The organism is Azospirillum halopraeferens DSM 3675, assembly GCF_000429625.1.
GTDB lineage: Bacteria > Pseudomonadota > Alphaproteobacteria > Azospirillales > Azospirillaceae > Azospirillum > Azospirillum halopraeferens.
The window spans coordinates 1-20,260 of record NZ_AUCF01000032.1 but is presented as its reverse complement, the minus strand read 5'-3'; the positions used below and the strand labels follow the sequence as shown (position 1 = coordinate 20,260).

Sequence of the window (20,260 nt, the reverse complement as noted above, 5' to 3'; positions counted from 1 at the left end):
CGGCCGGCCGGCGGCCGATCATCCCGCCAGCCTCTCCTTCAGGGTGAGCAGATCGCGCCACGCCTCGCGCTTGGCGATGGGGTTGCGCAGCAGGTAGGCGGGGTGGAGCATGGGCATCAGCGGCAGCGGGCGCCCGGCGCCCTCCGGGGTGTACTCGTGCCAGCGGCCGCGCAGACGGGTGATCCCGGCGGTGGTGTTGAGCAGCGTCTTGGCCGAGGTTCCCCCCAGCGCCACCACCACCGCGGGCCTGACCAGATCCACGTGGCGTTCCAGGAACGGCAGGCAGGCGGCGATCTCGGCGGCGGTCGGGTTGCGGTTACCGGGCGGGCGCCAGGGCAGGATGTTGGTGATGTAGACGCCTGTGCGGTCCAGGCCGATGCAGGCGAGCATGCGGTCGAGCAGCCGGCCGCTGGCGCCCACGAACGGCTTGCCCTGGCGGTCCTCGTCCTCCCCCGGCGCCTCGCCCACCAGCATGACGCGGGCCGCCGGGTTGCCGTCGGCGAACACCGTGCTCATGGCCGTGGCCTTCAGCGGGCAGCCGTCGAAGGCGCGCACGGCAGCCTCCAGCTCCTCCAGGGTCTGCGCCGCGCGGGCACGGTTGCGGGCCGATACGCCGGCCTCGCTGGCGCCCAGCGGCGTGCCGGGCGCCGGGACCGGCGGCGGCGCGCGGCGCGGCGCGGCCGGCGCCTGCGCCGCCGGCCTGCCGGCCTGGCCGCCGGGACCGCCACCCCCCTGCGGCGCACGGGCGACGGCCGGGCGGGCGGCCAGGCGTGTCCAGTCCGTCGGCTCGTCGGCGATGGCCTCGTCGCTTCCGACGTCCACATGCCAGCGCAGGGCATCCAGCATATCGTAAGGGTCACTCATGGTTTGACCTTAGCACGGGACCTGTGGTCATACATGGGTTCGCTTTCTCCTGAGGGATCGCTAAGCCGGGCACCGCCGGCACGGTGGCCGGGCAAGGGGCCGCCGGGGAAACGCTGACGCACCAATCAATAAGGAAAGGCAAGGGACCATGGAGCGCGCACCGCGGGAAGTGATGGAATACGACGTGGTGATCGTCGGTGCCGGTCCCTCCGGCCTGTCCGCGGCCATCCGCCTGAAGCAGCGCGCTGCCGAGGCGGGCTCCGAGCTGTCGGTCTGCGTCATCGAGAAGGGCTCCGAGGTTGGTGCCCACCTGCTGTCCGGAGCGGTGTTCGAGCCGCGCGCGCTGGACGAGCTGTTCCCCGACTGGAAGGACCGGGGCGCCCCCCTGCACACGCCGGCGCGCGAGGACCGCTTCCTGTTCCTGACCGAGTCGCGGGCGACCCGCCTGCCCACGCCGCCGCAGATGCACAATCACGGCAACTACATCATTTCGCTGGGCAACCTCGGCAAGTGGCTGGCCGAGCAGGCCGAGGCGCTGGGGGTGGAGATCTACGCCGGGTTCGCCGGCGCCGAAGTGCTGTTCGACGACACCGGTGCCGTGCGCGGCGTCGCCACCGGCGACATGGGCATCGGCAAGGATGGCCGGCCCACCGACGCCTACACCCCCGGGGTCGAGCTGCACGCCCGCCAGACCATCTTCGCCGAAGGCTGCCGCGGCTCCCTCACCAAGGGGCTGATGCAGACGTTCCACCTGCGCGACGGCGTCGATCCGCAGACCTACGGCATCGGCATCAAGGAGGTGTGGGAGATCGACCCGGCGAAGTCGCAGCCCGGCCTGATCGTCCACACCATCGGCTGGCCCATGGATCCCAAGACCTATGGCGGGTCGTTCCTCTACCATCTCGACAACAACCTGGTGTCGGTGGGCTTCGTCATCGGGCTGGACTACCGGAACCCGAACCTCAGCCCGTTCGAGGAGTTCCAGCGCTACAAGACCCATCCCGCCATCCGCACGACGTTCGAGGGCGGGCGGCGCATCGCCTATGGTGCCCGCGCCCTCAGCGAGGGCGGCTTCCAGTCGATCCCGAAGCTGACGTTCCCCGGCGGCCTGCTGGTGGGCGATGCCGCCGGCTTCCTGAACGTGCCCAAGATCAAGGGCAACCACACCGCCATGAAGTCGGGCATGCTGGCGGCCGAAGCCGTGTTCGATCATCTCACGTCCGGCACCGCGGACCGCGAGGTGACGGACTATCCGGACCGCCTGAAGCGATCCTGGGTGTGGAGCGAACTGCACGCCGTGCGCAACATCCGCCCCGGTTTCCAGAAGGGGCTGTGGGCCGGGCTGGCCAACGCCGCCTTCGAGACGGCGATGAAAGGCCGGTCGCCGTGGACCCTGCACCACCGCCACGCCGACCACGCCACCCTTCTCAAGGCCGGTGAAGCGCCGAAGATCGACTATCCCAAGCCCGACGGGAAGATCAGCTTCGACCGGCTGTCCTCGGTGTACCTGTCCAACACCAACCACGAGGAGCACCAGCCGGCCCACCTGCGCCTGAAGGACCCGGAGACGCCGATCCGCGTCAACCTGGCGCTCTACGACGCGCCGGAGACGCGCTACTGTCCGGCCGGCGTGTACGAGATCGTGCGCAACGAGGACGGCACCAACCCGCGGCTGCAGATCAACGCCCAGAACTGCGTGCACTGCAAGACCTGCGACATCAAGGACCCGACGCAGAACATCGAATGGGTGGTGCCGGAAGGCGGCGGCGGCCCCAATTATCCGGGGATGTGATGCGGCTTCCGGCAGATCCGTAGGATCTGTTGGAAGCCGTCGAACCCGACAGATCAATGCTTGGCATTGATCGACAGGGTCATACGACGGCATCACTCCGGTGCCGTCGTATGATACGGCCGGCCCTTGATGCCGGGTGATCGGTCGACGATCGTGTGAGGCCTGTGCCCCGGCCCGTTCGCGGCACCGGGGCGGCGCCGGAGACGGCTCAGGCGATGTCGACCCGGCGGCATACGCTGTTCCCCCGGCACCGCCGCTGGCGTATGCTCGCGGCCATGACCGACACCGCCCCCCTCGAGCTGCACCGGGAGACGGTTCTCCCCGAATGGATCGACTACAACGGCCACATGAACGTGGCCTATTACCTGCTGGCGTTCGATCACGCCACGGACACGGTGCTTGATCATTTCGGGGTGGGGCGGGCCTACGCCGAGTCCGGCGCGGGGTCGATGTTCGTGGTCGAGGCGCATCTGTCCTACCTGCGCGAAGTGACGCAGGGGGACCGGCTGCGATTCGCCTCGCGCATCCTGGGCGCCGATGCCAAGCGGGTGCACCTGTTCCACGCCATGCACCACGCGGACGAGGGATTTCTTGCCGCCACCGCGGAATTCATGCTGCTGCACGTCGACCTGGCCGACCGCCGGTCCGCACCGATCCCCGAGGGGCCGCGGGCGGCGCTGGCGGCCGCCGCGGCAGCCGATGCCGCTCTGCCCCGGCCGCCCCGTTCCGGCCGGGGCATCGCCATGCGCCCGCCGGCCGCCGTGCCTCCGGCGCGGTGAGCCGGAAGAGTTACCTTTTCGGATTGGCATCGGCGGTTTCGCCCCCTATCTCTTGCGGCATGAACAGGATTCTATTCATGGCCGCGGCTCTGGTTGCCGCACTGCTCACGGCGGCTCCGGCGCTCGCGGAATGCACCGATCCCGCCCAGCCCAACGTCAATTGGCGACGCTGCTATTTCGACGGCCGCGACCTCGGCGGCGTCGATCTCAGCGGCGCCATGCTGCGCGACGCCACGTTCCAGCGGGCGCGGATGAAAGGGGCCAACCTCGGCGGCGCCGACGGCTATCGCGCGAAGTTCGTCAGCGCCGAGATGCCGGAAGCGGACTTCAGCGGGGCGCGGCTGATCGAGGCGGACTTCACCCGCTCCGACCTGACCGGCGCGCTGTTCCGCGAGGCCGACCTGCGCAACGCCAAGCTGGTCAACGCCGTGCTGCGGGGAGCCGACTTCACCGGTGCCCGCCTGGGCGGCGCCGACCTGCGCCACGCCGATCTGTCCGGAGTGACCTGGATCGACGGCAAGCGGGTCTGCGCCGACAACTCGATCGGGCAGTGCAACTGATCGGCACACCGGGCCTGCGCGGAAAGGACTCTTGCCGGACGCGTCGTTGCTTCGCTACCGTCACCGGGCGTCGCGGCGTCGGCGCTCGACGGGGGAAGCAGCCTTGGGCAACAGCGACGATTTCGAGCGGGCGACCACGCTGGCCGGGCACGCGATGGATCGCTTGCAGGCCGAAGGGCTGGCGCCGATCCCCGAGAATTTCACCCTGTTCTATGCCTATTATGGTGGCCAGTTCCCGGACCTGACGCGGGCGGTGGACATCGCACGCCGCGACGGCGGCGGGCTCAGCCAGGCGCACTGCGACGAACTGTTCAAGCGCTTCTTCACCCTCGACGCCGAGGCCCAGGCTATCCGCGAAGCCAGCGAGCGCGCCCGCATGGCGCTGGGCAAGATCCTGGAGATGCTGAACTCGGTCGGCACCGAGACCAACCGCTACGGCACCGCGCTGGCCGGCTTCCAGGGGGAACTGGAGCAGCCCATGTCGCTGGAGGACCTGCGCGCCATGGTCGCAGCCATCGCCGCCGAGACCACGGCGATCGTGGAGCGGCAGACCCGCCTGCAAACCCAGCTCCTCGATTCCAGCCAGCAGCTTGCGGAGATGCGCGTCAGCCTGGACAGCGCCCGGCGCGAGGCGATGACCGACGGCCTGACCGGCATCGCCAACCGCAAGGCGTTCGATCTCGCCCTGTCCGAGGCGGCCCGGGAGGCCGTGGCCGACGGCCAGCCGATGGCGCTGCTGATGGTGGACATCGACCATTTCAAGGCGTTCAACGACACCCACGGCCACCTGGTCGGCGACCATGTGCTGCGCCTGGTGGCCAAAGTGCTGACCGAGTGCATCAAGGGCCGTGACACCGCGGCGCGCTTCGGCGGCGAGGAGTTCGCCATCATCCTGCCACGCACCGGTCTGCGCAATGCCCTGACGGTTGCGGAACAGGTGCGTGTTTCCGTCGGCACCCGCCAGATCATCAACCGGGCGCGCAACGTCAGCTACGGCACGGTCACCCTGTCCGTCGGTGTCGCCGAGTACCAACCCGGTGAAACCCTGACCGACCTGATCCGCCGCGCCGACGCCGCCCTCTACGCCGCCAAGCGCGGCGGCCGCAACCGGGTGAGCGGCGACGTGCAGACCTGACTGCGTGACGGCCGGCGCAGAGGCGGCAGTCAGGATTGATGGTTGGTCGCCATCTGAATGCGATTATGTATCGGAACGGGCCAAGTAGTTTCCGGAATCATAGAGCATCCCGGTCGACCGATAATCAACCCGCGCTGACTGCGCCAAATGAAGTATATGTATCCTCTCATTGGGAAATGCGAACGGTGTTCTCCAAAACCCATTCTCATCCCTGTGCGGAAGTGTAAAGGCGCAGATCCAGTTGAAGGTCGACGGAAGGTGGTATGACCGGTGACCATCAAGAACCGCTTCAAGGAGAGCGACCTGATCGATCAGCCGGACAAAGGGGTTCTTTGCCATTCTTTCCAGCGACGCGGAGTAGGCACGCCACAAGCCGGATGTAGCGTGTGCGGCGAACATTCCCGAATTCAGCCACGGGAGATACCGGATGCGTTTCCATAAATCGTCCCCGCCCAGCTTGGCGGCGGCGTCGTGTCGCTCCCTGGCATAGTAGTGTGAATGATCAACGGATGTCAGGTGGAGATAGGCATGATGAATCTCCGGGCAGACAACCAGCGCCTTCGTGGAATTCGCGATCCGGACGATCCAGTCGATTGACTGTGGCGTTTGCACCCATATGTCGGAGTCAAGCCAGAGATAGGTGTCATAACCGCGAACGATTTCGGGCAGGTAGGGACGGCAGGTCTGGGCTCGTGCGCTTGCCGGTGCACCATTCGGCAGCGGAAGCCAGGTCGGCATTGGAACGACCGATGCACCGTTATGGGAAAGCCATCCGATTTGTTCAGCCGCCAGCCCGATGTCGAGCACGACGACATCATGCAGCGAAAGGCATTCTTTCACTGAAAGAATAAGTCCTTGCAGAAGCCAGAAATATCTATCATCAGATGAAGTGACAATTACCGATTTCTTCACTTCGGGCCTCGGCGGCAAACGTCTGTCCGCACCCTGATTACCCGAGTGCGACCGGTCCTGTCACCTGTATCGGCAACCGGGGTATTGGACGCCCCATGGTCTGCCTAGGCCGCCCGCACCCACACCGCCGTGTCGTGGAAGGCGGCTCCGCCGGCCGGCGGCACCGGAGCCGGGGAGGTGAGGGCGTTGATCCCCAGGCCGTCGGGAAAGCTGGCGTTGTCCCAGATCCCTTCCACCACCACGACGCCGCGCTGCACCCCGTCGAACGGCCGGGCGTGCAGGCGGACGGAGCCGCGGGCGTTGCCCAGCCGCACCGGCGTGCCGTCGCCGAGACCCAGGGCGGCGCAGTCGTCGGGGTGAAGGAGAGCGGTCGGCCGTCCCTCCCGCGCCCGGGCGGTCGGCGTCTCGTTGAAGCTGGTGTTGAGGAACTGGCGCGCCGGCGGGGTGATCAGGCGGAACGGGTGGTCGGCGTCGGCGGGGCTGCCGGGCTCCATGTGGTCGGGCAGGTCGGGACAGCCGCCCACCGGCCCCAACGCCGCCCAATCCGGCGTGAAACGGAAGCGTCCGTCGGGGAAGGCGAAGCCGTTCAGGAAATGGGACGTCTCGAAATCGGGTTGGACGTCCAGCCAGCGGTCGGCGTGCAGCGTCTGCGCATCGGGCAGGCCGGACGCCCGCAGCATGGCGTCCACCACCTGCCACGCGGTCATGGCGAAGCCGGGATGCTCCGCCCCCACGCGCCGGGCGATCTCGCCGTTGACCCACTGGTTCTCGCGCGCCTCGCCCTGCGGTTCGATCACCTTGCGGCCCACCAGGATGTGCATCTGGCCGCCGCCGCGGTAGAGGTCGTCGTGCTCCAGGAAGGTGGTGGCGGGCAGCACGAGATCGGCCAGACGGGCCGTGTCGGTCATCACCTGCTCGTGCACCGCGACGAACAGGTCCTCGCGCTTCAGTCCCTGCACGACGCGGCCGAGGTCGGGGCAGATGGCGGCGGGGTTGGTGTTCTGCACCAGCATGGCCGTCACCGGCGGTCCGCCCTTCAGGGCGTCGGCGTCGCCGGTCAGCACCGCGCCGATGGCGGTCTGCCCCAGTGCGCGCACCGACGGGTCCAACCGGTCCAGCCCCTCCGCCAGGGTGCGGTCGATGCGGTAGATGCCGCTGGAGCAATAGAAGGCGCCGCCGCCCCGGTGGGCCCAGGCGCCGGTGACCACCGGCAGGCAGGACACCGCGTGCATCTGCGCCGCTCCGTTGATCGCCCGCGTCAGGCCATAGCCCATGCGCAGGAAGCTGCGCTTCGTCCGTCCGTACATCCGGGCGAAGGCGACGATGGCCTCGGCCGTCAGGCCGGTGATCGCCGCCGCCCACTCCGGCGTGCGGCCGGCCAGGTGGGCTTCCAACCGCTCGGTCCCGGCGGCGTAGCGCGCGAGATAGGCACGGTCGGCATACCCCTCGGCGAACAGAACGTGCATCACCGCGCAGGCCAGCGCCCCGTCGGTGCCCGGCCGCGGCATCAGGTGGAGGTCGGACACCTCCGCCGTGCCGGTGCGGTAGGGGTCGACCGTCACCAGCGTTGCCCCGCGCGCCTTGCGGGCGCGAGACACATGGGTCATCACGTTGACCTGCGTCGCCACGGGGTTGCCGCCCCAGTTCACGATCAGGTCGCTTTCGGCCATCTCCCGCGGGTCGGCGCCCCGGATGTCGCCGTGCCCGGCCAGCCAGCCCATGTTGGCCGGCGTGTCGCACACCGTGGAGTACTGGCGCGAATAGCCCTTGGCGTGGCGCAGCCGCTGGATCGAGCCGCGCTGCACCAGCCCCATGGTGCCCGCGTAGTAATAGGGCCACACGGCCTCCGCCCCGAACCGCCGCTCGGCGTCCAGGAACGCCTCGGCGACGCGGTCCAGCGCCTCGTCCCAGCCGATCGCCCGCCATTGGCCGGAGCCCTTGGGGCCGGTGCGCAGCAGCGGCGTCCGGATGCGGTTCGGGTTGTGCACCCGCTCGGCGTAGCGGGCCACCTTGGCGCAGATGACGCCGGCCGTGTAGCTGTTGCCGGCGGCTCCCCGCACCTTGCCGATCCGGTCGGGCGCCAGGCGCTCCACCTCCAACGCGCAGGTGCTGGGACAATCGTGCGGGCAGGCGGTGGGCAGGTATTGGCTCACGGTCGAACACTCCGGCGTCGGGGCCGGATCACTCTATGTCCGACCGCCGCGCTCGGCAACCGTGCGGCGCAGCGCGGCGGCCACCACGGCGACGGGCGTCGCCCAGTCGCCCGGTGCCGGCTGGCGGTGCAGCCGGGCGGACGGGTACCAGGGGGTGGTCTCGCCCGTCAGCCCCCAGCGCCATGCCGGCACGAACGGCAGCAGCACCCGCACCGGCACCCCCATGCCCCCGGCCAGATGGGCCGCTGCCGTGTCCGACGTCACCAACACGTCGAGCCCCGCCAGGATCGCCGCGGTGTCCCCGAAGTCGGCGATCTCCGGTCCCAGATCCGTGAAGGCGGCGGGCAGGGGGGCGCTCTCCAGGTCCCGGCGGCCGGGGCCGAGCTGCAAACCGACGAGCGTGACGCCGGGTAGCGCCGCCAGAGGCAGCAGCGGCGCCAGCCCCGGCGTGCGGCCCTGGTTGGTGGCACCGTCCGGTGTCCCGGCCCACACCAGGCCGACCTTGAGGGCGCCATCCGCCACCGCATCCAGCCGCCGCCGCCACTCCGCCGCACGCGCCGGGTCCGCCGACAGGCAGGGCAGGGCGGCGGCCAACTCTTCCGGAGCGGCATCGACCAGATGAGGCAGGCTGTGCAGGGGCACCACGGCGTCCACCGCCGGTCGCTCCGCTCCCGTGGGGATCGCGGCGGTGACTCCCCCGGCCCGTACGGCAACCGGCAGCAGGGCGGGCTGGCATTCCACGAAGACCCGGTGTCCGCGGGCGGCGAGCCACGGCGCGTAGCACAGGAACTGCAGCGTGTCGCCGAAGCCGGAGTCCGCCACCAGCAGCACGCGCCCCCCCGGCGGCAGCGGCGCCACCGGACCCGGCACCCGCAGCTTGGCCAGCCAGGCCGTATCGGCCCCCTGATACCGGTGGAACCACGCCGCGCCGGCGGCCCGGTCGCCGGCCAGATGCAGGCACTCCGCCAGGGCCTCCATGGCGGCGAGCAGTCCGGGCTGCGCGGCCAGCGCGGCGTGCAGCGGCGCCACCGCATCGCGCACGCGACCGCGGCGCTGTCGGGCGCGGCCGAGCCGGTAGAGGGTGGCTGCGGTGCCCGGCTGCACCGCGTCGGCACGGGCCAGCCAGCGCTCCGCCTCCTCCGGCCGGCCGGCGGCCAGCAGCCGGTCGCCCAGGTTCAGCAGCGCGCCGGCGTGGTCGGGTCCGAGCGTCAGGGCACGGGCGAAAGCGGCAGCGGCACCGGAATCATCGCCCAGCGCCCGGCGGGCGTTGCCCAGGTTGAACCAGGGGGCGGGACTGTCCGGGGCACAGCGGGCGGCGCGGACGTAGGCCGCCGCCGCCTCGGCAGGGCGTCCGGCCGACTCCAGGACCGTGCCGCGGTTGCCGAGCAGGCCGGCATGGGCCGGTGCCACCGCCAGCGCGCGGGCGTAGAGCGCCGCCGCCTCGTCCCGCGCGCCGTCACGGTGCCGGGCCAGCGCCCGCTCGACCAGGATGCGAAAACCGTCCATGGGCGCCACCCTACGGCACCGGTGCCCTCGGGGATAGGGGCAGCCGCCGCTGTGCGCCCGTCAGGCCGGCTCGGCGCATGCCACCGCCGCCTTGCGCGCCGGCGCCGCCGCGGAGGTCTGCGGCATGGCCAACAGGGTCGCGCCGTTGCGCTTGCAGGCGCCGAGGTCGGCGCCGCGCAGGATGGCGCGGCTGAGGTCGACGTCGCGCAGGTCGGCGCCGGTCAGGGTGGCGCCCTGAAGGTTGGTGGGCCACAGGCGGGTGCCGTCGCCGGACAGGTCGACCGGCCGCATGCGGGTGCGCCACAGCTTGGCACCCGCCAGGTTGGCGCCCAGCAGGTTGCAGCCCGACAGGTCGGCGCTGGTGAAGTCCGCCTCGCGCAGGTCGCAATAGGACAGGTCCGCCATGGCCAGCCGCGCGCCCGAGAAGTCGGCGCCGCGCAGGCCGCAGTACCGCATCACCGCCCCGGACAGGAGCTGGTTGGAGAAGCAGCAGCCGCGCAGGTCGGCCCGGTGGAGTTCCAGCCGCGCCCCCGCCCTGCCGGCGCGGTCGATCCACAGCATGTGGGCGTCGATGCGGTCCGACAGGCGGTTGGCCGATCCCACCATGCCGGCCCCGTCGATGTCGACGCCCCGCCGCTCAAGGTGGTGGCGGAGCCGCTCGTCCAGGCGGGCGCCGCACAGCAGCACGCCATCCAGGCATGCCTTGTCCAGCACCGCATCGACCATGTTGGCGGAGATCAGGACCGCCCCCGACAGGTCGGCCCCCGACAGGTCGGCGCCGCCGAGGTCGCAGCCGGAGAAGTCGGTCAGGCTCATGCGGCAGCCGGCCATCAGGGCGTTGCTCAGGCTGGCACCCACGAACGTGGTGGCGCCATCCAGATTGCCGGCGGGCCGGAAGCCTTCGATGGGGGCGATGGCGCCGCGGCGCAGGTCGGCGCCCCGCAGGTCGGCTTTGACCAGGGTCGCGCCGTCCGCCCGCACGCCGCGCAGATCCGCCCCCGCCAGGCTGGCGCCGCTGAGGTCGGAGCGGGAGAGGTCGGCGCAGAACAGGTCGACGTCGCTGAGATCCGCCCCGATCAGCCGGGACCCGGCGAGGCTGGCGCCGGCCAGCTTGGCCCCGCGCAGGGTGATGCGGCTCAGCCCGAGTCGGGACAGGTCGAAGAAGCTGAGGTCGGCCCGCCGGCCGCGCCCCGCCGGATCGCGGGCCAGCCACTGCTGGTGTTGCACCAGAGCGTCGCGGATGGCTCGGAGATCGTTCTCGTCGCGCCCGGACATGGTGTCCCCGCCTCGGCGTGCCCCGATGCCGATGCGCAACGGCCGGGCACAGTGTCGGACCGGAGAGTACAGGAATTGCGATGGAAAGGAAAGATCGTGGCGTTTCCGTCCTTGGCCATCGGGTGAATGGATAGGGGATCGGGGACGTGCCCGGCATTCCCGGTCCGCGGATCTCATCGGATACCCACCGCCGTCCCGTTCCGTCGTCGCGCCGCAGCCGACCCCTGCGAAACCGGAGGCATTGTCCAAATCCTGCCCCGAGCGATCATCACAGCGGGAGCCGCGGTCCGGGATCCGACGATCGCGCGCAAAATGTCGCGTAACGCAATTTTCCTTTGCCAGGGAACGCCGGATTGTCCCTGATGATAAGGATCAATCACCCGTTGCGGGGTGGCGGGCATGCCGTTCTCCGGGGAGTTCCTGGGTCTGCTTTTGCTGGTGGCGAGTGCGGCCGCGCTGGGGCTGTCCATCGTCGTGGACATCGGCCGGCTCGGCGCTGAGCGGGCGCGCATGCTGGCGCTCCAGCATAAGGTGGACCGCAAGCGGGTCGCGCTGAAGGAGTGGCGGGCGCGCTCCGGCCGGCACGGTGCCGAGTTGGAGTCCTACCACACGCGCGCGGCGAATGGGCTGGCGCGCCGGCGCCGCGCCCTGGCGGAGATCCGTGCGGTGGAGTTCGGCCGAATCGAGATGGTCCATGAGGTGGAGAGCGACGGCGCCGGCACGCTCTACCGCTCACTGCTGGCGCTGCGGCCGGACTTCGCCGAAACCGACCGCCGCAACATCGTGTTCGCCCGGCCGATCTGGGACTTCCGCAACGTCGCCCACATCCGGGCGACAAGCCCGGAGCAGGCGATCCTGCTGGTGCGCGCCGCCTTTCCGCAGCGCTGCGGCGTCCAGCCCACGACGGTGGAGTCGCTGGACGCGGTGCTTTCGGGACGGGGCGCGGCATGACTCTGACCGGCCTGCTGCTGTACTGCTCCCTGGGGCTGATGGTGCTGACGGTCGTGTCCAACCGCTATTGGCGCTCCCAGATCCGCCGCGCCCGTGCCGCCTTGCGCCGCGCCGAGGAGGAGGCGGCGACCGTGGCCTCCGACCTGGCCGACGAGGCGCGGGCCTGCCAGGCGCTGGGGGAGCGGGTAGCCGACGCGGAGCAGCGCGCCGTCCGGGCCGAACGGGAGGCCGAACGGGCGGAGGCCGAACTGGCCGCCATGCAGCATGCCGCCGTGGAGCGCTACTACATCTTCGATCGGCTGGAGCCGCGCCCCGGCCGCTTCTGGGAGGCGGTGGTCAGCCGCACCCTGCCGGGCCGGGCCATCGAGCCGCCGCGCCGCTACCTGGTCATTGCCGACAACGAGCGGGATGCCCGCGACCGTGTGGCGGCCCGCTTCCCGGCCAAGGCCGGATACGCCGTCGTCGGACCGCTGCCGTGCCGACTCGCCGGCCTGACCGCCCCCGACCAGCCGGAGGACGGGCCCCGGCGAACCCGCGCGCTGCCCCGCCGGGCGGCAACCGCCCGGACGGCGTCGGCGGGGGAGGAGGAGGCGTCGGCCGTGCCGCCCGCCGGGTGAAGGCAGCCGTTTGAACGTGGCGGCGGCGATCAGCCCAGCCCGCTGTGGCGCAGCACGACATCGGCGACGCCCTCCAGGTCGTCCAGCGCCAGCACGGGCACGGCGACGTCGGGCACCGTGCCGTCGCTCGCCACCGCGACGATGGTCGGGTCGTCGCTTGCGATCAGCGGTTTGCCGACCGAAGGGCGCCAGACCTCCAGCTTGGGATGGCGGTCGCGCTTGAAACCTTCGACGATCACCAGGTCCACCGGGACCATGCGGTCCAGCAGATCGGTCAGCGTCGGCTCCGGCTCGTCGCGCAGTTCGTGGATCATGGCCCAGCGCCGCGGTGATCCGACGACCACCTCGGTGGCGCCGGCCTCCCGGTGGCTGTAGCTGTCCTTGCCGGGGTGGTCGATGTCGAACCCCTTGTGGGCGTGCTTGACGGTGGAGACGCGCAGGCCGCGACCGACCAGAAGCGGGATCAGCTTCACGATCAGGGTGGTCTTGCCGCTTCCGCTCCAGCCGGTGAAGCCGAAGATCGCCTGCCCGCTCATGCCGAGCGCACCGGCTTGCCGGCGGGCGCCCGGGCCTCGGCCTCCGCGTCGGCCATCATGTGGCGTATGCCCACGCGCGTGTAGTCCCAGCCGGTGACCAGGGTCAGGATGGCGGCGGCCCACAGGCCCAGCGTGCCGATCATGGTCACGGGGACGGCGGCCGGGCCGAAGTCGCCGACGATCAGGAAGCCCAGCGCCACCATCTGGATCGTGGTCTTCCACTTGGCCAGCCGGGTGACCGGCACGCCGACGTTCAATCCCGCAAGGTATTCGCGCAGTCCCGACACCAGCACCTCGCGCAGCAGGATGACCACCGCTGCCACCACCGAGATGCCGCTGAGGCGATCGACGGCGACGAGCATGAACAGGACCGCCGACACCAGCAGCTTGTCGGCGATCGGGTCGAGGAACTTGCCGATCACCGATTCCTGTTCCCAGGCGCGGGCCAGGTATCCGTCGATGTAGTCGGTGATGCAGGCGGCGCTGAACAGGGCGCAGCCCGTCCAGGCGGCCCACGCCTCCGGCACGTAGAAGAGCCCGATCACCGGCGGGATGATCGCGATTCGCGACAGGGTGAGGAGGTTGGGCAGACTGGTCAGCATGGGCCTTCGGCTCGGACACTCGGTCGCGGGTGTGGGATGGCGTGCTCCCGGAATGCCGCCATACTAACCATCGGGGTGGAAATGATCGTAGATCTTTTTGGCCACCGCCCGATTGATTCCGTCCACCGCCTCCAGGTCGGCGAGGCCGGCGCGGGATACGGCGCGGGCGCTGCCGAAATGGTGCAGCAGCGCCTTCTTGCGGGCCGGCCCGATGCCGGGGATCTCGTCCATGGGCGAGGCGCCGATGGCCTTGGCGCGGCGCGCCCGATGGGTGCCGATGGCGAAGCGGTGGGCCTCGTCGCGCAGGCGCTGCAGGAAATACAGCACCGGATCACGCGGTTCGAGCTGGAAGGGCGCACGCCCGTCCATGAAGAACCGCTCCCGGCCGGCGTCGCGGTCCGGCCCCTTGGCGATGGCCACCAGCGTCACGTCGTCGATGCCCAGTTCCGCGAACACGTCGCGCACCGCGTTGAGCTGCCCCTGGCCGCCGTCGATCAGGACCAGGTCGGGCCAGGTGCCGCGGGCCCGGTCCGGGTCCTCCTTCAGCGCCCGGCCGAAGCGGCGGGACAGCACCTCGCGCATCATGGCATAGTCGTCACCGGCCGCGTCCTCGTCCCGGATGTTGAACTTGCGGTAGGCGTTCTTCACGAAGCCGTCGGGGCCGGCGACGATCATGGCGCCGATGGAGAAGGCGCCCTGGACGTGGCTGTTGTCGTACACCTCGATTCGCTGCGGCGGTCCGTCCAGCCCGAAGACCTCCGCCACCCCGTGCAGCAGCCGCGCCTGGGAGGCGCTTTCGGCCAGCCGGCGGCCGTGCGCCTCGCGGGCGTTGGTCAGCGCGTGCTCGACGATGCGGCGCTTGTCGCCGCGCTTGGGCACCGCCAGCTCCACCCTGTGCCCGGCGCGCACGGCCAGCGCCTCGGCCAGCAGGTCATGCTCGGGCAGGTCGTGGCTGACCAGCACCAGGCCGGGGGCGGTCTTGTTCTCGTAGAACTGGGCGACGAAGGCGGCCAGCACCTCCTCCACCTCGGCCGCCTTGTCGTGGCCGGGGAAATAGGCGCGGTTGCCGTAGTTGCGGCCGCCGCGGAAGAAGAACACCTGGACGCAGGTGCTGCCGCCGTCGGCGTAGGCGGCGATCACGTCCGCGTCTTCCACCACCCCTTCGAAATTGATGTCCTGGTGGGCCTGGATAGCGGTCAGGGCGCGGATGCGGTCGCGGTACTGGGCCGCCGTCTCGAAGTTCAGCGCCTCCGCCGCGGCGGCCATGGCGCGGGCCATCTCGCCCTGGATGTCGCTGCTCCGGCCGGACAGGAAGGCGCGGGCCTGATCCACCTGTGCCCGGTAGTCGGCCGGGCTGACCCGCCCCACGCAGGGCGCGGTGCACCGCTTGATCTGGTGCTGAAGGCAGGGGCGGGTGCGGGTGCTGAACACCGTGTCGGCGCAGTTGCGCAGCATGAAGGCGCGCTGCAACGCCGTGATGGTGCGGGTCACCGCCGCGCCCGATGCGAAGGGGCCGAAGTACCAGGCGTCCTTCGTCCGGCTGCCGCGGTGCTTGAGAAGCTGGGGATAGTCGCCTTCCTTGGTGATCATGATGTAGGGGAAGGACTTGTCGTCGCGCAGCAGGACGTTGTAGCGCGGCATCAGCCGCTTGATCAGGTTCGATTCGAGAAGCAGCGCCTCGACCTCGGTGTGGGTCGTGACGAATTCCATGGTCTCGGTCTCCGAAACCATGCGCTGAAGGCGCACCGGCAGCCGATTGACCTGGGTGTAGTTGAACACGCGCCGCTTCAGGTTCTTCGCCTTGCCGACGTACAGCACGGCGCCGTCCCCCGCCAGCATCCGGTAGACGCCGGGCGTGGCCGGCAGCGTCTTCAGGTGGTCGCGGATGACCTCGACACCGCGCGCCAGATCGGCCGGCCGGCGGCGCGGACGAGGGGTGTCCGGCGCAGGGGGCGGCGGCGCAAGGGGGGCGGTGTCCGCAGGGGCGGGTATGCCGGTTTCGGTCAGGGGATCGGCCATGGCGGGAATGTCGTGGACGGGGTGCCTGCGGTCAACCATCCCCTCCCCGATAGCGTTAATACCATCGACTCAGGCGCCAGGGGACTATCCACGAATCTTGTGGATAACTCTGTCGGTAAGTGGTAGCCGATGCGCGTTCGAGTGAGGGGCGGCAAGGGATCCAGCGAGGCTGCCTGATTTTTGGGCATATTTGCCAACTAATTGATTTTGCTATGAAAACTAGTTGTCAAGACGCTTCCCGGCGGGGGTGCCACCATTTTGTCACACCTTGGAATTCCCCTCTTGCGCCGGCACGCCCGCCTGTGTAAAAGGCTCGGCCCGCGGCTCCGTCCGGGGTGCGGGGAACGTTAAAATTCCGTGACATTACCGGGCGATACGCCCTGGCAGGGGGTTCGCTACTCCACCGGCACGAAGCCGCGTCCGGGCTGTGCCCAGCCCAGGTGCTCGCCCCCGTCGAGCGCCAGCATCTGGCCGGTGATCGCCGGCGACTCCACCAGGAAGCGGATCGCCGCGCAGATCTCCTCCGGCGTCGTGCCGCGTTGCAGCGGAACGCTGTCCCACTGGGCGCGGAAATGGTCTTCCGACTGCCGGTCGTTGCGCAGCGTCGGCCCCGGACCGATGGCGTTGACCCGCACCCGCGGCGCCAGGGCCATGGCCAGGGTCTGCGTCAACGTCCACAGGCCGGCCCGCGACAGGGTGTAGGAGATGAAGTGGGGCGTCAGGTTCCACACCCGCTGGTCCAGGATGTTGACCACCACCCCGCGTTCCCGCTCCGGAAGCTGGCGGGCGAAGGCCTGCGTCAGCACGAAGGGTGCCCGCAGGTTGGTTTCCATATGCATGTCCCACGACGCGCGGGTCACCGTATCGGCCTCGTCCCGCTCGAAGCAGGAGGCGTTGTTGACCAGCAGCGTCAGCGGCCCCAGCCGTTCCACCGTCTCGGGAACCAGATCGTCGGTGCTTTCCTCGTGGGCCAGGTTGGCCTGCACCGCCGCGGCGCGGCCACCCTTGCGGACGATCTCGTGCACCACCTCCTCGGCGTGGTCGCTGGACCGGAAGAAGTGCACGCCCACCGCCCAGCCGTGCGCCGCCAGGTCGAGCGCGACCGCCCGCCCGATGCGCTTGCCCGCGCCCGTGACGAGGGCGGCTTTTCGCTTGATCTCAACCATGCCGTCATAGGTACTTTCCGACCGCCGCCGGTCAAGTGGAACAAGCGGGGAGCGGGTGGAACGATGCTGCGCGAGGTGTGGGAGTACATGGCCGCCCGCGCCGGCCGGGACGCGCGGGCCATGGGATATCTGGCGGAGGCGGTGGCGCTGGCGGCGCGCCACCGGCGCCAGCGCCGCGCCTGGGCGCCCCATGTGGCGGCCGCCCGCCGGTTCGTCGCCGACTCGGCGGCCCTGGCGGCGCCCGGCGGCCGGGCGCTGGTGGCCGGCTCCGGCCTGCTGATCGAGATCCCCCTGGACACGCTGGCCGACCGGTTCGACGAGGTGGTGCTGCTCGACCTGGTCCACCTGCACCCGGTGCGCCGCGCGGTGCGCCGCTTCGCCAACGTGCGTCTGGTGGAAGCGGACGTCACCGGCGTCCTCGGCCCGCTGCGCGCCGCGCTGGCGGCGGGGGCGCCGCTGCCGCAGCCGGAGGCGGACCGCGGTCCGTTCCCGGACGGCGGCTTCACCTTCGCCGTCTCGTGCAACCTGCTGTCGCAGATCCCTCTGATGCCGAGGGACGCCATCGAGCGCCGCCGGCGCGACGACGGCGATGCCTTCGCCCGCGCGCTGGCGTCGGCGCATGTGGCGTGGCTGCGGCGGGTGGCGCCGGTGGCCGGGCTGTTCACGGACATCGAGAGCCTGTGGCTGAAGGACGGGGCGTTGGCCGGGCGCGAGGACTCCCTGTGGGGCGCCGCGCTGCCGCCGCCGGACCGCACCTGGACGTGGGACATCGCCCCGGCGCCGGAGGAGGACCGCCGCCTCGACCTGCGCCACACGGTGGGGGGCTGGCTCGATCTCAACGGCACCGCAACGCCGCCGCCGCCACCCTGTTGAGCCCTGGAGCGCAACCGGAAGAGACCGACGGGGAGACCGACATGGACCGGGAAGACACCGACAAGCGGGGCCGCCCCCCTGCGAAGCCCGATGCCACGGACCCCGGGGATGGCGGCGCGCCGGCCGGCGGCGGTCCGGGTGCGGGAGCCACCGAAAGCGGCCCCGGGGGAACACTGGGGATGGGCGGCTCACGGTCGGGGCGGCGGACCGCGGGACCGGACGTGCGCACCGGGACGAACGACAGCGGGGCTGGCGGAGCCGGCGGCGCATAGCGCAATGAGGGGTATATGACATCCTGTTGACAGCCCATCGTTGCGTAGCGCAGGACCGGTGAGCGGAATCATTCCGCCCCCTCCCGAGCCGGAGGATCAGCCCTGGAGCCGCGCGATGGCCATTCCGGTTGTCGAAACCAATCTGTCGACCAGCACCATCATTGCGTTGACCGGCAAGTCCGGAAACATGTTCATCGATTCCCTTCTTGAAGGGACGAAGTGGAAAGTCTCCACTCTCACCTATACGTTCCCCACCGCCGGGGCGGACTGGACCGGTTACAACCCGGCCGATCCGGACGCGAACCATCCCTTCAACGGTTTCGTTCAGCTCACCGCGGACCAGCAGGCCGCCGTCGTCACGGCGCTGCAGAGCTGGGCCAACGTGGCCAATCTGAACTTTGTCGCTCTGCCGTCGTCGGCTTCCACGGCGCACCTGCGCTTTTCCGGCTCCAACACGCCGCAAACGGCGGAGGCCGCGCTGCCGTCGGCCGGGGACCCGACCGGCGGCGATGTGTGGTTCGGCCCGAACGACTACAACACGGCGCTATGGCAGCCGCGGGGCGAGGTCTACTGGGGCGCCGTCCACGAGATCGGGCATGCCCTCGGCCTCAAGCACCCGCATGAACCGGCCGGCGACCTGTCCCTCGGCGGCGGCGTCCTGCCGGCCCATCTGGACAGCATGGACGTCACGGTGATGAGCTACCGGTCCTATCCCGGCGGTTCGGCCACCGACGGGCTGACCATCGCCGAGGGCTCGTACCCGATGGGGCCGATGGTGTACGACGTCGCCGCCATTCAATGGATGTACGGCGCCAACTACAGCTACAACGGCGCCGACACCGTCTACACCTTCTCCCCCGGGACCGCGAAGATCTTCGAAACCGTGTGGGACGGTGGCGGGATCGACACCTACGATCTCTCGGCCTACGGCACGAACCTGGTGGTCAACCTGGCGCCGGGGGCGTGGAGCATCTTTTCCACCGCCCAGCTCGCCGACCTGGGGAACGGCTTTCTTGCCCGCGGCAACGTGGTCAACGCCCTGCTGCACAACGGCGACACCCGCTCGCTGATCGAGAACGCCATCGGCGGGACCGGCAACGACTCCATCACCGGCAACGAGGCGACCAACACGCTGTTCGGCGGTTTCGGCAACGACACCCTGTCGGGGGTGGGCGGCGACGACGTGCTCTACGGCAACCAGGGCAGCGACGCGCTCTACGGCAACCTTGGCAACGACACGCTGTTCGGCGGCCAGGGTGATGATTTCCTGTTCGGGGGACTCGGCCACGACGTGCTCTACGGCCAGATCGCGGCGGACGTCGTGTACGGCGGTGCCGGGCACGACACGCTGTTCGGCGGCCAGGGAAATGACACGCTGCTGGGCGAAGACGGCGACGACTGGATCTACGGCAACCGCGGCGACGACGTGATGACCGGCGGGTCGGGCGCCGACCGCTTCGTGTGCACCGGTGAGAGCGGCAACGACATCATCACCGATTTCAACGCGGCCGAAGGCGACCGCGTCGTCATCTCCGCCGGCACGGCCTACGCCACGGCCAACACCGTGGACGGGCTGGTGATCGTGCTGGGCGGCGGCCATTCGGTGAAGCTGCTGGGTCAGAACATCGCGCAGTTCTCCGACGCCTGGCTGGCCTTCGCGTAGCGGCGAGCACCCGGCGGTGCGCCCGAAGGGCACCGCCGGGTTGCGGGCTTACGCCCTGAGGATGCCCTTGCCGGCGAAGCGGGCGGCGGCGCCGAGCTGCTCCTCGATGCGGATGAGCTGGTTGTACTTGGCCAGGCGGTCGGAACGGCTGAGCGAGCCGGTCTTGATCTGGCCGCAGTTGGTGGCCACCGCCAGATCGGCGATGGTGGCGTCCTCGGTCTCGCCGGAGCGGTGCGACATCACGGCGCTGTAGCCGGCCTTGTGGGCCATGTCGACCGCGTGCAGCGTCTCGCTCAGGGTGCCGATCTGGTTGACCTTGACCAGGATGGAGTTGGCGATGCCCCCGCGGATGCCCTGCTCCAGACGCCCGGGGTTGGTGACGAACAGGTCGTCGCCGACCAGTTGCACCTTTGAGCCGATGGCGTCGGTCAGTGCCTTCCAGCCCTCCCAGTCATCCTCGGACATGCCGTCCTCGACGGAGATGATCGGGTAGCGCCCCACCAGGTCCTGCCAGTACTTCACCATGCCCTCGGGATCGAGGGTCTTGCCCTCGCCCTCCAGGTGGTACTTGCCGTCGCGGAAGAA

Annotated in this window: 18 protein-coding genes; 8 read left to right on the top strand and 10 right to left on the bottom strand. The window is 70.2% G+C overall.

The features are described 5' to 3' along the window. Positions 1-18: 18 nt before the first annotated feature. Complete coding sequence (locus tag G472_RS0121350) at positions 19-864, bottom strand: uracil-DNA glycosylase (protein ID WP_029010000.1); 846 nt, start codon at positions 862-864, stop codon at positions 19-21. 148 nt (positions 865-1,012) lie between these two features. On the opposite strand from G472_RS0121350, the gene G472_RS0121345 reads away from it, so the two are divergent. From G472_RS0121345 to G472_RS0121330, 4 genes are all read left to right on the top strand, one after another. Next, a complete protein-coding gene (locus G472_RS0121345) occupies positions 1,013-2,656 on the top strand; it encodes an electron transfer flavoprotein-ubiquinone oxidoreductase (RefSeq protein ID WP_029009999.1) in 1,644 nt (547 codons plus the stop codon). A gap of 275 nt (positions 2,657-2,931) precedes the next feature. After that, on the top strand, positions 2,932-3,435 hold the full coding sequence (locus G472_RS34760; protein WP_035693350.1) for a thioesterase family protein: 504 nt from the start codon (positions 2,932-2,934) through the stop codon (positions 3,433-3,435). Between the two features lie 77 nt (positions 3,436-3,512). Continuing rightward, positions 3,513-3,995 (top strand): pentapeptide repeat-containing protein, encoded by a 483-nt coding sequence (locus G472_RS0121335; protein ID WP_245593551.1) that lies wholly within the window; start codon positions 3,513-3,515, stop codon positions 3,993-3,995. 103 nt (positions 3,996-4,098) lie between these two features. Beyond that, the gene (locus G472_RS0121330) at positions 4,099-5,130 is read left to right on the top strand and encodes a GGDEF domain-containing protein (RefSeq protein WP_029009997.1); all 1,032 of its coding nucleotides are present in this window, start codon (positions 4,099-4,101) and stop codon (positions 5,128-5,130) included. Positions 5,131-5,193: 63 nt separating this feature from the next. On the opposite strand, the gene G472_RS39035 is transcribed toward G472_RS0121330, so the two are convergent. The 4 genes from G472_RS39035 to G472_RS34750 all read right to left on the bottom strand — a co-directional run bounded on the left by G472_RS39035 (position 5,194) and on the right by G472_RS34750 (position 10,976). After that, positions 5,194-6,042 (bottom strand): hypothetical protein, encoded by an 849-nt coding sequence (locus G472_RS39035; RefSeq protein WP_156927200.1) that lies wholly within the window; start codon positions 6,040-6,042, stop codon positions 5,194-5,196. A 104-nt stretch (positions 6,043-6,146) separates the two neighbouring features. Further along, a complete protein-coding gene (locus G472_RS0121320) occupies positions 6,147-8,195 on the bottom strand; it encodes a molybdopterin-containing oxidoreductase family protein (protein WP_029009996.1) in 2,049 nt (682 codons plus the stop codon). A gap of 33 nt (positions 8,196-8,228) precedes the next feature. After that, positions 8,229-9,701, bottom strand: coding sequence for a tetratricopeptide repeat protein (locus G472_RS40670; RefSeq protein WP_051341114.1), 1,473 nt, complete (start codon positions 9,699-9,701; stop codon positions 8,229-8,231). Positions 9,702-9,761: 60 nt separating this feature from the next. Beyond that, positions 9,762-10,976, bottom strand: a complete 1,215-nt coding sequence (locus tag G472_RS34750) for a pentapeptide repeat-containing protein (RefSeq protein WP_084536820.1) — start codon at positions 10,974-10,976, stop codon at positions 9,762-9,764. Between the two features lie 399 nt (positions 10,977-11,375). Here G472_RS34750 and G472_RS34745 point away from each other — a divergent pair, with 399 nt between their 5' ends. Both G472_RS34745 and G472_RS34740 read left to right on the top strand, forming a co-directional pair. Then, the gene (locus G472_RS34745) at positions 11,376-11,927 is read left to right on the top strand and encodes a hypothetical protein (protein WP_051341113.1); all 552 of its coding nucleotides are present in this window, start codon (positions 11,376-11,378) and stop codon (positions 11,925-11,927) included. Further along, on the top strand, positions 11,924-12,544 hold the full coding sequence (locus G472_RS34740; protein WP_051341112.1) for a hypothetical protein: 621 nt from the start codon (positions 11,924-11,926) through the stop codon (positions 12,542-12,544). Before G472_RS34745 ends, G472_RS34740 begins: the two co-directional genes overlap by 4 nt. Before the next feature lie 29 nt (positions 12,545-12,573). Here G472_RS34740 and mobB read toward each other — a convergent pair whose 3' ends face one another. From mobB to G472_RS0121280, 4 genes are all read right to left on the bottom strand, one after another. Beyond that, positions 12,574-13,080 carry a molybdopterin-guanine dinucleotide biosynthesis protein B gene (gene mobB / locus G472_RS0121295; protein ID WP_029009995.1) on the bottom strand — a complete coding sequence of 169 codons (507 nt, stop codon included), beginning with the start codon at positions 13,078-13,080 and terminating at the stop codon, positions 12,574-12,576. Beyond that, positions 13,077-13,682, bottom strand: coding sequence for a CDP-diacylglycerol--glycerol-3-phosphate 3-phosphatidyltransferase (gene pgsA, locus G472_RS0121290; protein ID WP_029009994.1), 606 nt, complete (start codon positions 13,680-13,682; stop codon positions 13,077-13,079). Before pgsA ends, mobB begins: the two co-directional genes overlap by 4 nt. A 63-nt stretch (positions 13,683-13,745) precedes the next feature. After that, a complete protein-coding gene (gene uvrC, locus G472_RS0121285) occupies positions 13,746-15,740 on the bottom strand; it encodes an excinuclease ABC subunit UvrC (protein ID WP_245593550.1) in 1,995 nt (664 codons plus the stop codon). Between the two features lie 356 nt (positions 15,741-16,096). Then, positions 16,097-16,867, bottom strand: a complete 771-nt coding sequence (locus tag G472_RS0121280) for an SDR family oxidoreductase (RefSeq protein ID WP_029009992.1) — start codon at positions 16,865-16,867, stop codon at positions 16,097-16,099. Between the two features lie 63 nt (positions 16,868-16,930). Between G472_RS0121280 and G472_RS0121275 the strand changes: the two genes are divergently transcribed. Further along, positions 16,931-17,740, top strand: coding sequence for a hypothetical protein (locus G472_RS0121275; protein ID WP_029009991.1), 810 nt, complete (start codon positions 16,931-16,933; stop codon positions 17,738-17,740). Between the two features lie 387 nt (positions 17,741-18,127). Next, entirely contained in the window at positions 18,128-19,675 is a 1,548-nt protein-coding gene (locus tag G472_RS34735; RefSeq protein ID WP_051341111.1) for a M10 family metallopeptidase C-terminal domain-containing protein, read from the top strand. Between the two features lie 48 nt (positions 19,676-19,723). On the opposite strand, the gene G472_RS0121265 is transcribed toward G472_RS34735, so the two are convergent. Then, the coding region (locus tag G472_RS0121265; protein ID WP_029009990.1) for a hypothetical protein at positions 19,724-20,260 on the bottom strand (537 nt) is incomplete at its 5' end.

Coding starts and splice junctions, on each gene's coding strand:
- G472_RS0121350 (WP_029010000.1), bottom strand. CDS start 864: ATGAGTGACCCTTACGATATGCTGGATGCCCTGCGCTGGCATGTGGAC.
- G472_RS0121345 (WP_029009999.1), top strand. CDS start 1,013: ATGGAGCGCGCACCGCGGGAAGTGATGGAATACGACGTGGTGATCGTC.
- G472_RS34760 (WP_035693350.1), top strand. CDS start 2,932: ATGACCGACACCGCCCCCCTCGAGCTGCACCGGGAGACGGTTCTCCCC.
- G472_RS0121335 (WP_245593551.1), top strand. CDS start 3,513: ATGGCCGCGGCTCTGGTTGCCGCACTGCTCACGGCGGCTCCGGCGCTC.
- G472_RS40670 (WP_051341114.1), bottom strand. CDS start 9,701: ATGGACGGTTTTCGCATCCTGGTCGAGCGGGCGCTGGCCCGGCACCGT.
- G472_RS34750 (WP_084536820.1), bottom strand. CDS start 10,976: ATGTCCGGGCGCGACGAGAACGATCTCCGAGCCATCCGCGACGCTCTG.
- G472_RS34745 (WP_051341113.1), top strand. CDS start 11,376: ATGCCGTTCTCCGGGGAGTTCCTGGGTCTGCTTTTGCTGGTGGCGAGT.
- G472_RS34740 (WP_051341112.1), top strand. CDS start 11,924: ATGACTCTGACCGGCCTGCTGCTGTACTGCTCCCTGGGGCTGATGGTG.
- mobB (WP_029009995.1), bottom strand. CDS start 13,080: ATGAGCGGGCAGGCGATCTTCGGCTTCACCGGCTGGAGCGGAAGCGGC.
- pgsA (WP_029009994.1), bottom strand. CDS start 13,682: ATGCTGACCAGTCTGCCCAACCTCCTCACCCTGTCGCGAATCGCGATC.
- uvrC (WP_245593550.1), bottom strand. CDS start 15,740: ATGGTTGACCGCAGGCACCCCGTCCACGACATTCCCGCCATGGCCGAT.
- G472_RS0121280 (WP_029009992.1), bottom strand. CDS start 16,867: ATGGTTGAGATCAAGCGAAAAGCCGCCCTCGTCACGGGCGCGGGCAAG.
- G472_RS0121275 (WP_029009991.1), top strand. CDS start 16,931: ATGCTGCGCGAGGTGTGGGAGTACATGGCCGCCCGCGCCGGCCGGGAC.
- G472_RS34735 (WP_051341111.1), top strand. CDS start 18,128: ATGGCCATTCCGGTTGTCGAAACCAATCTGTCGACCAGCACCATCATT.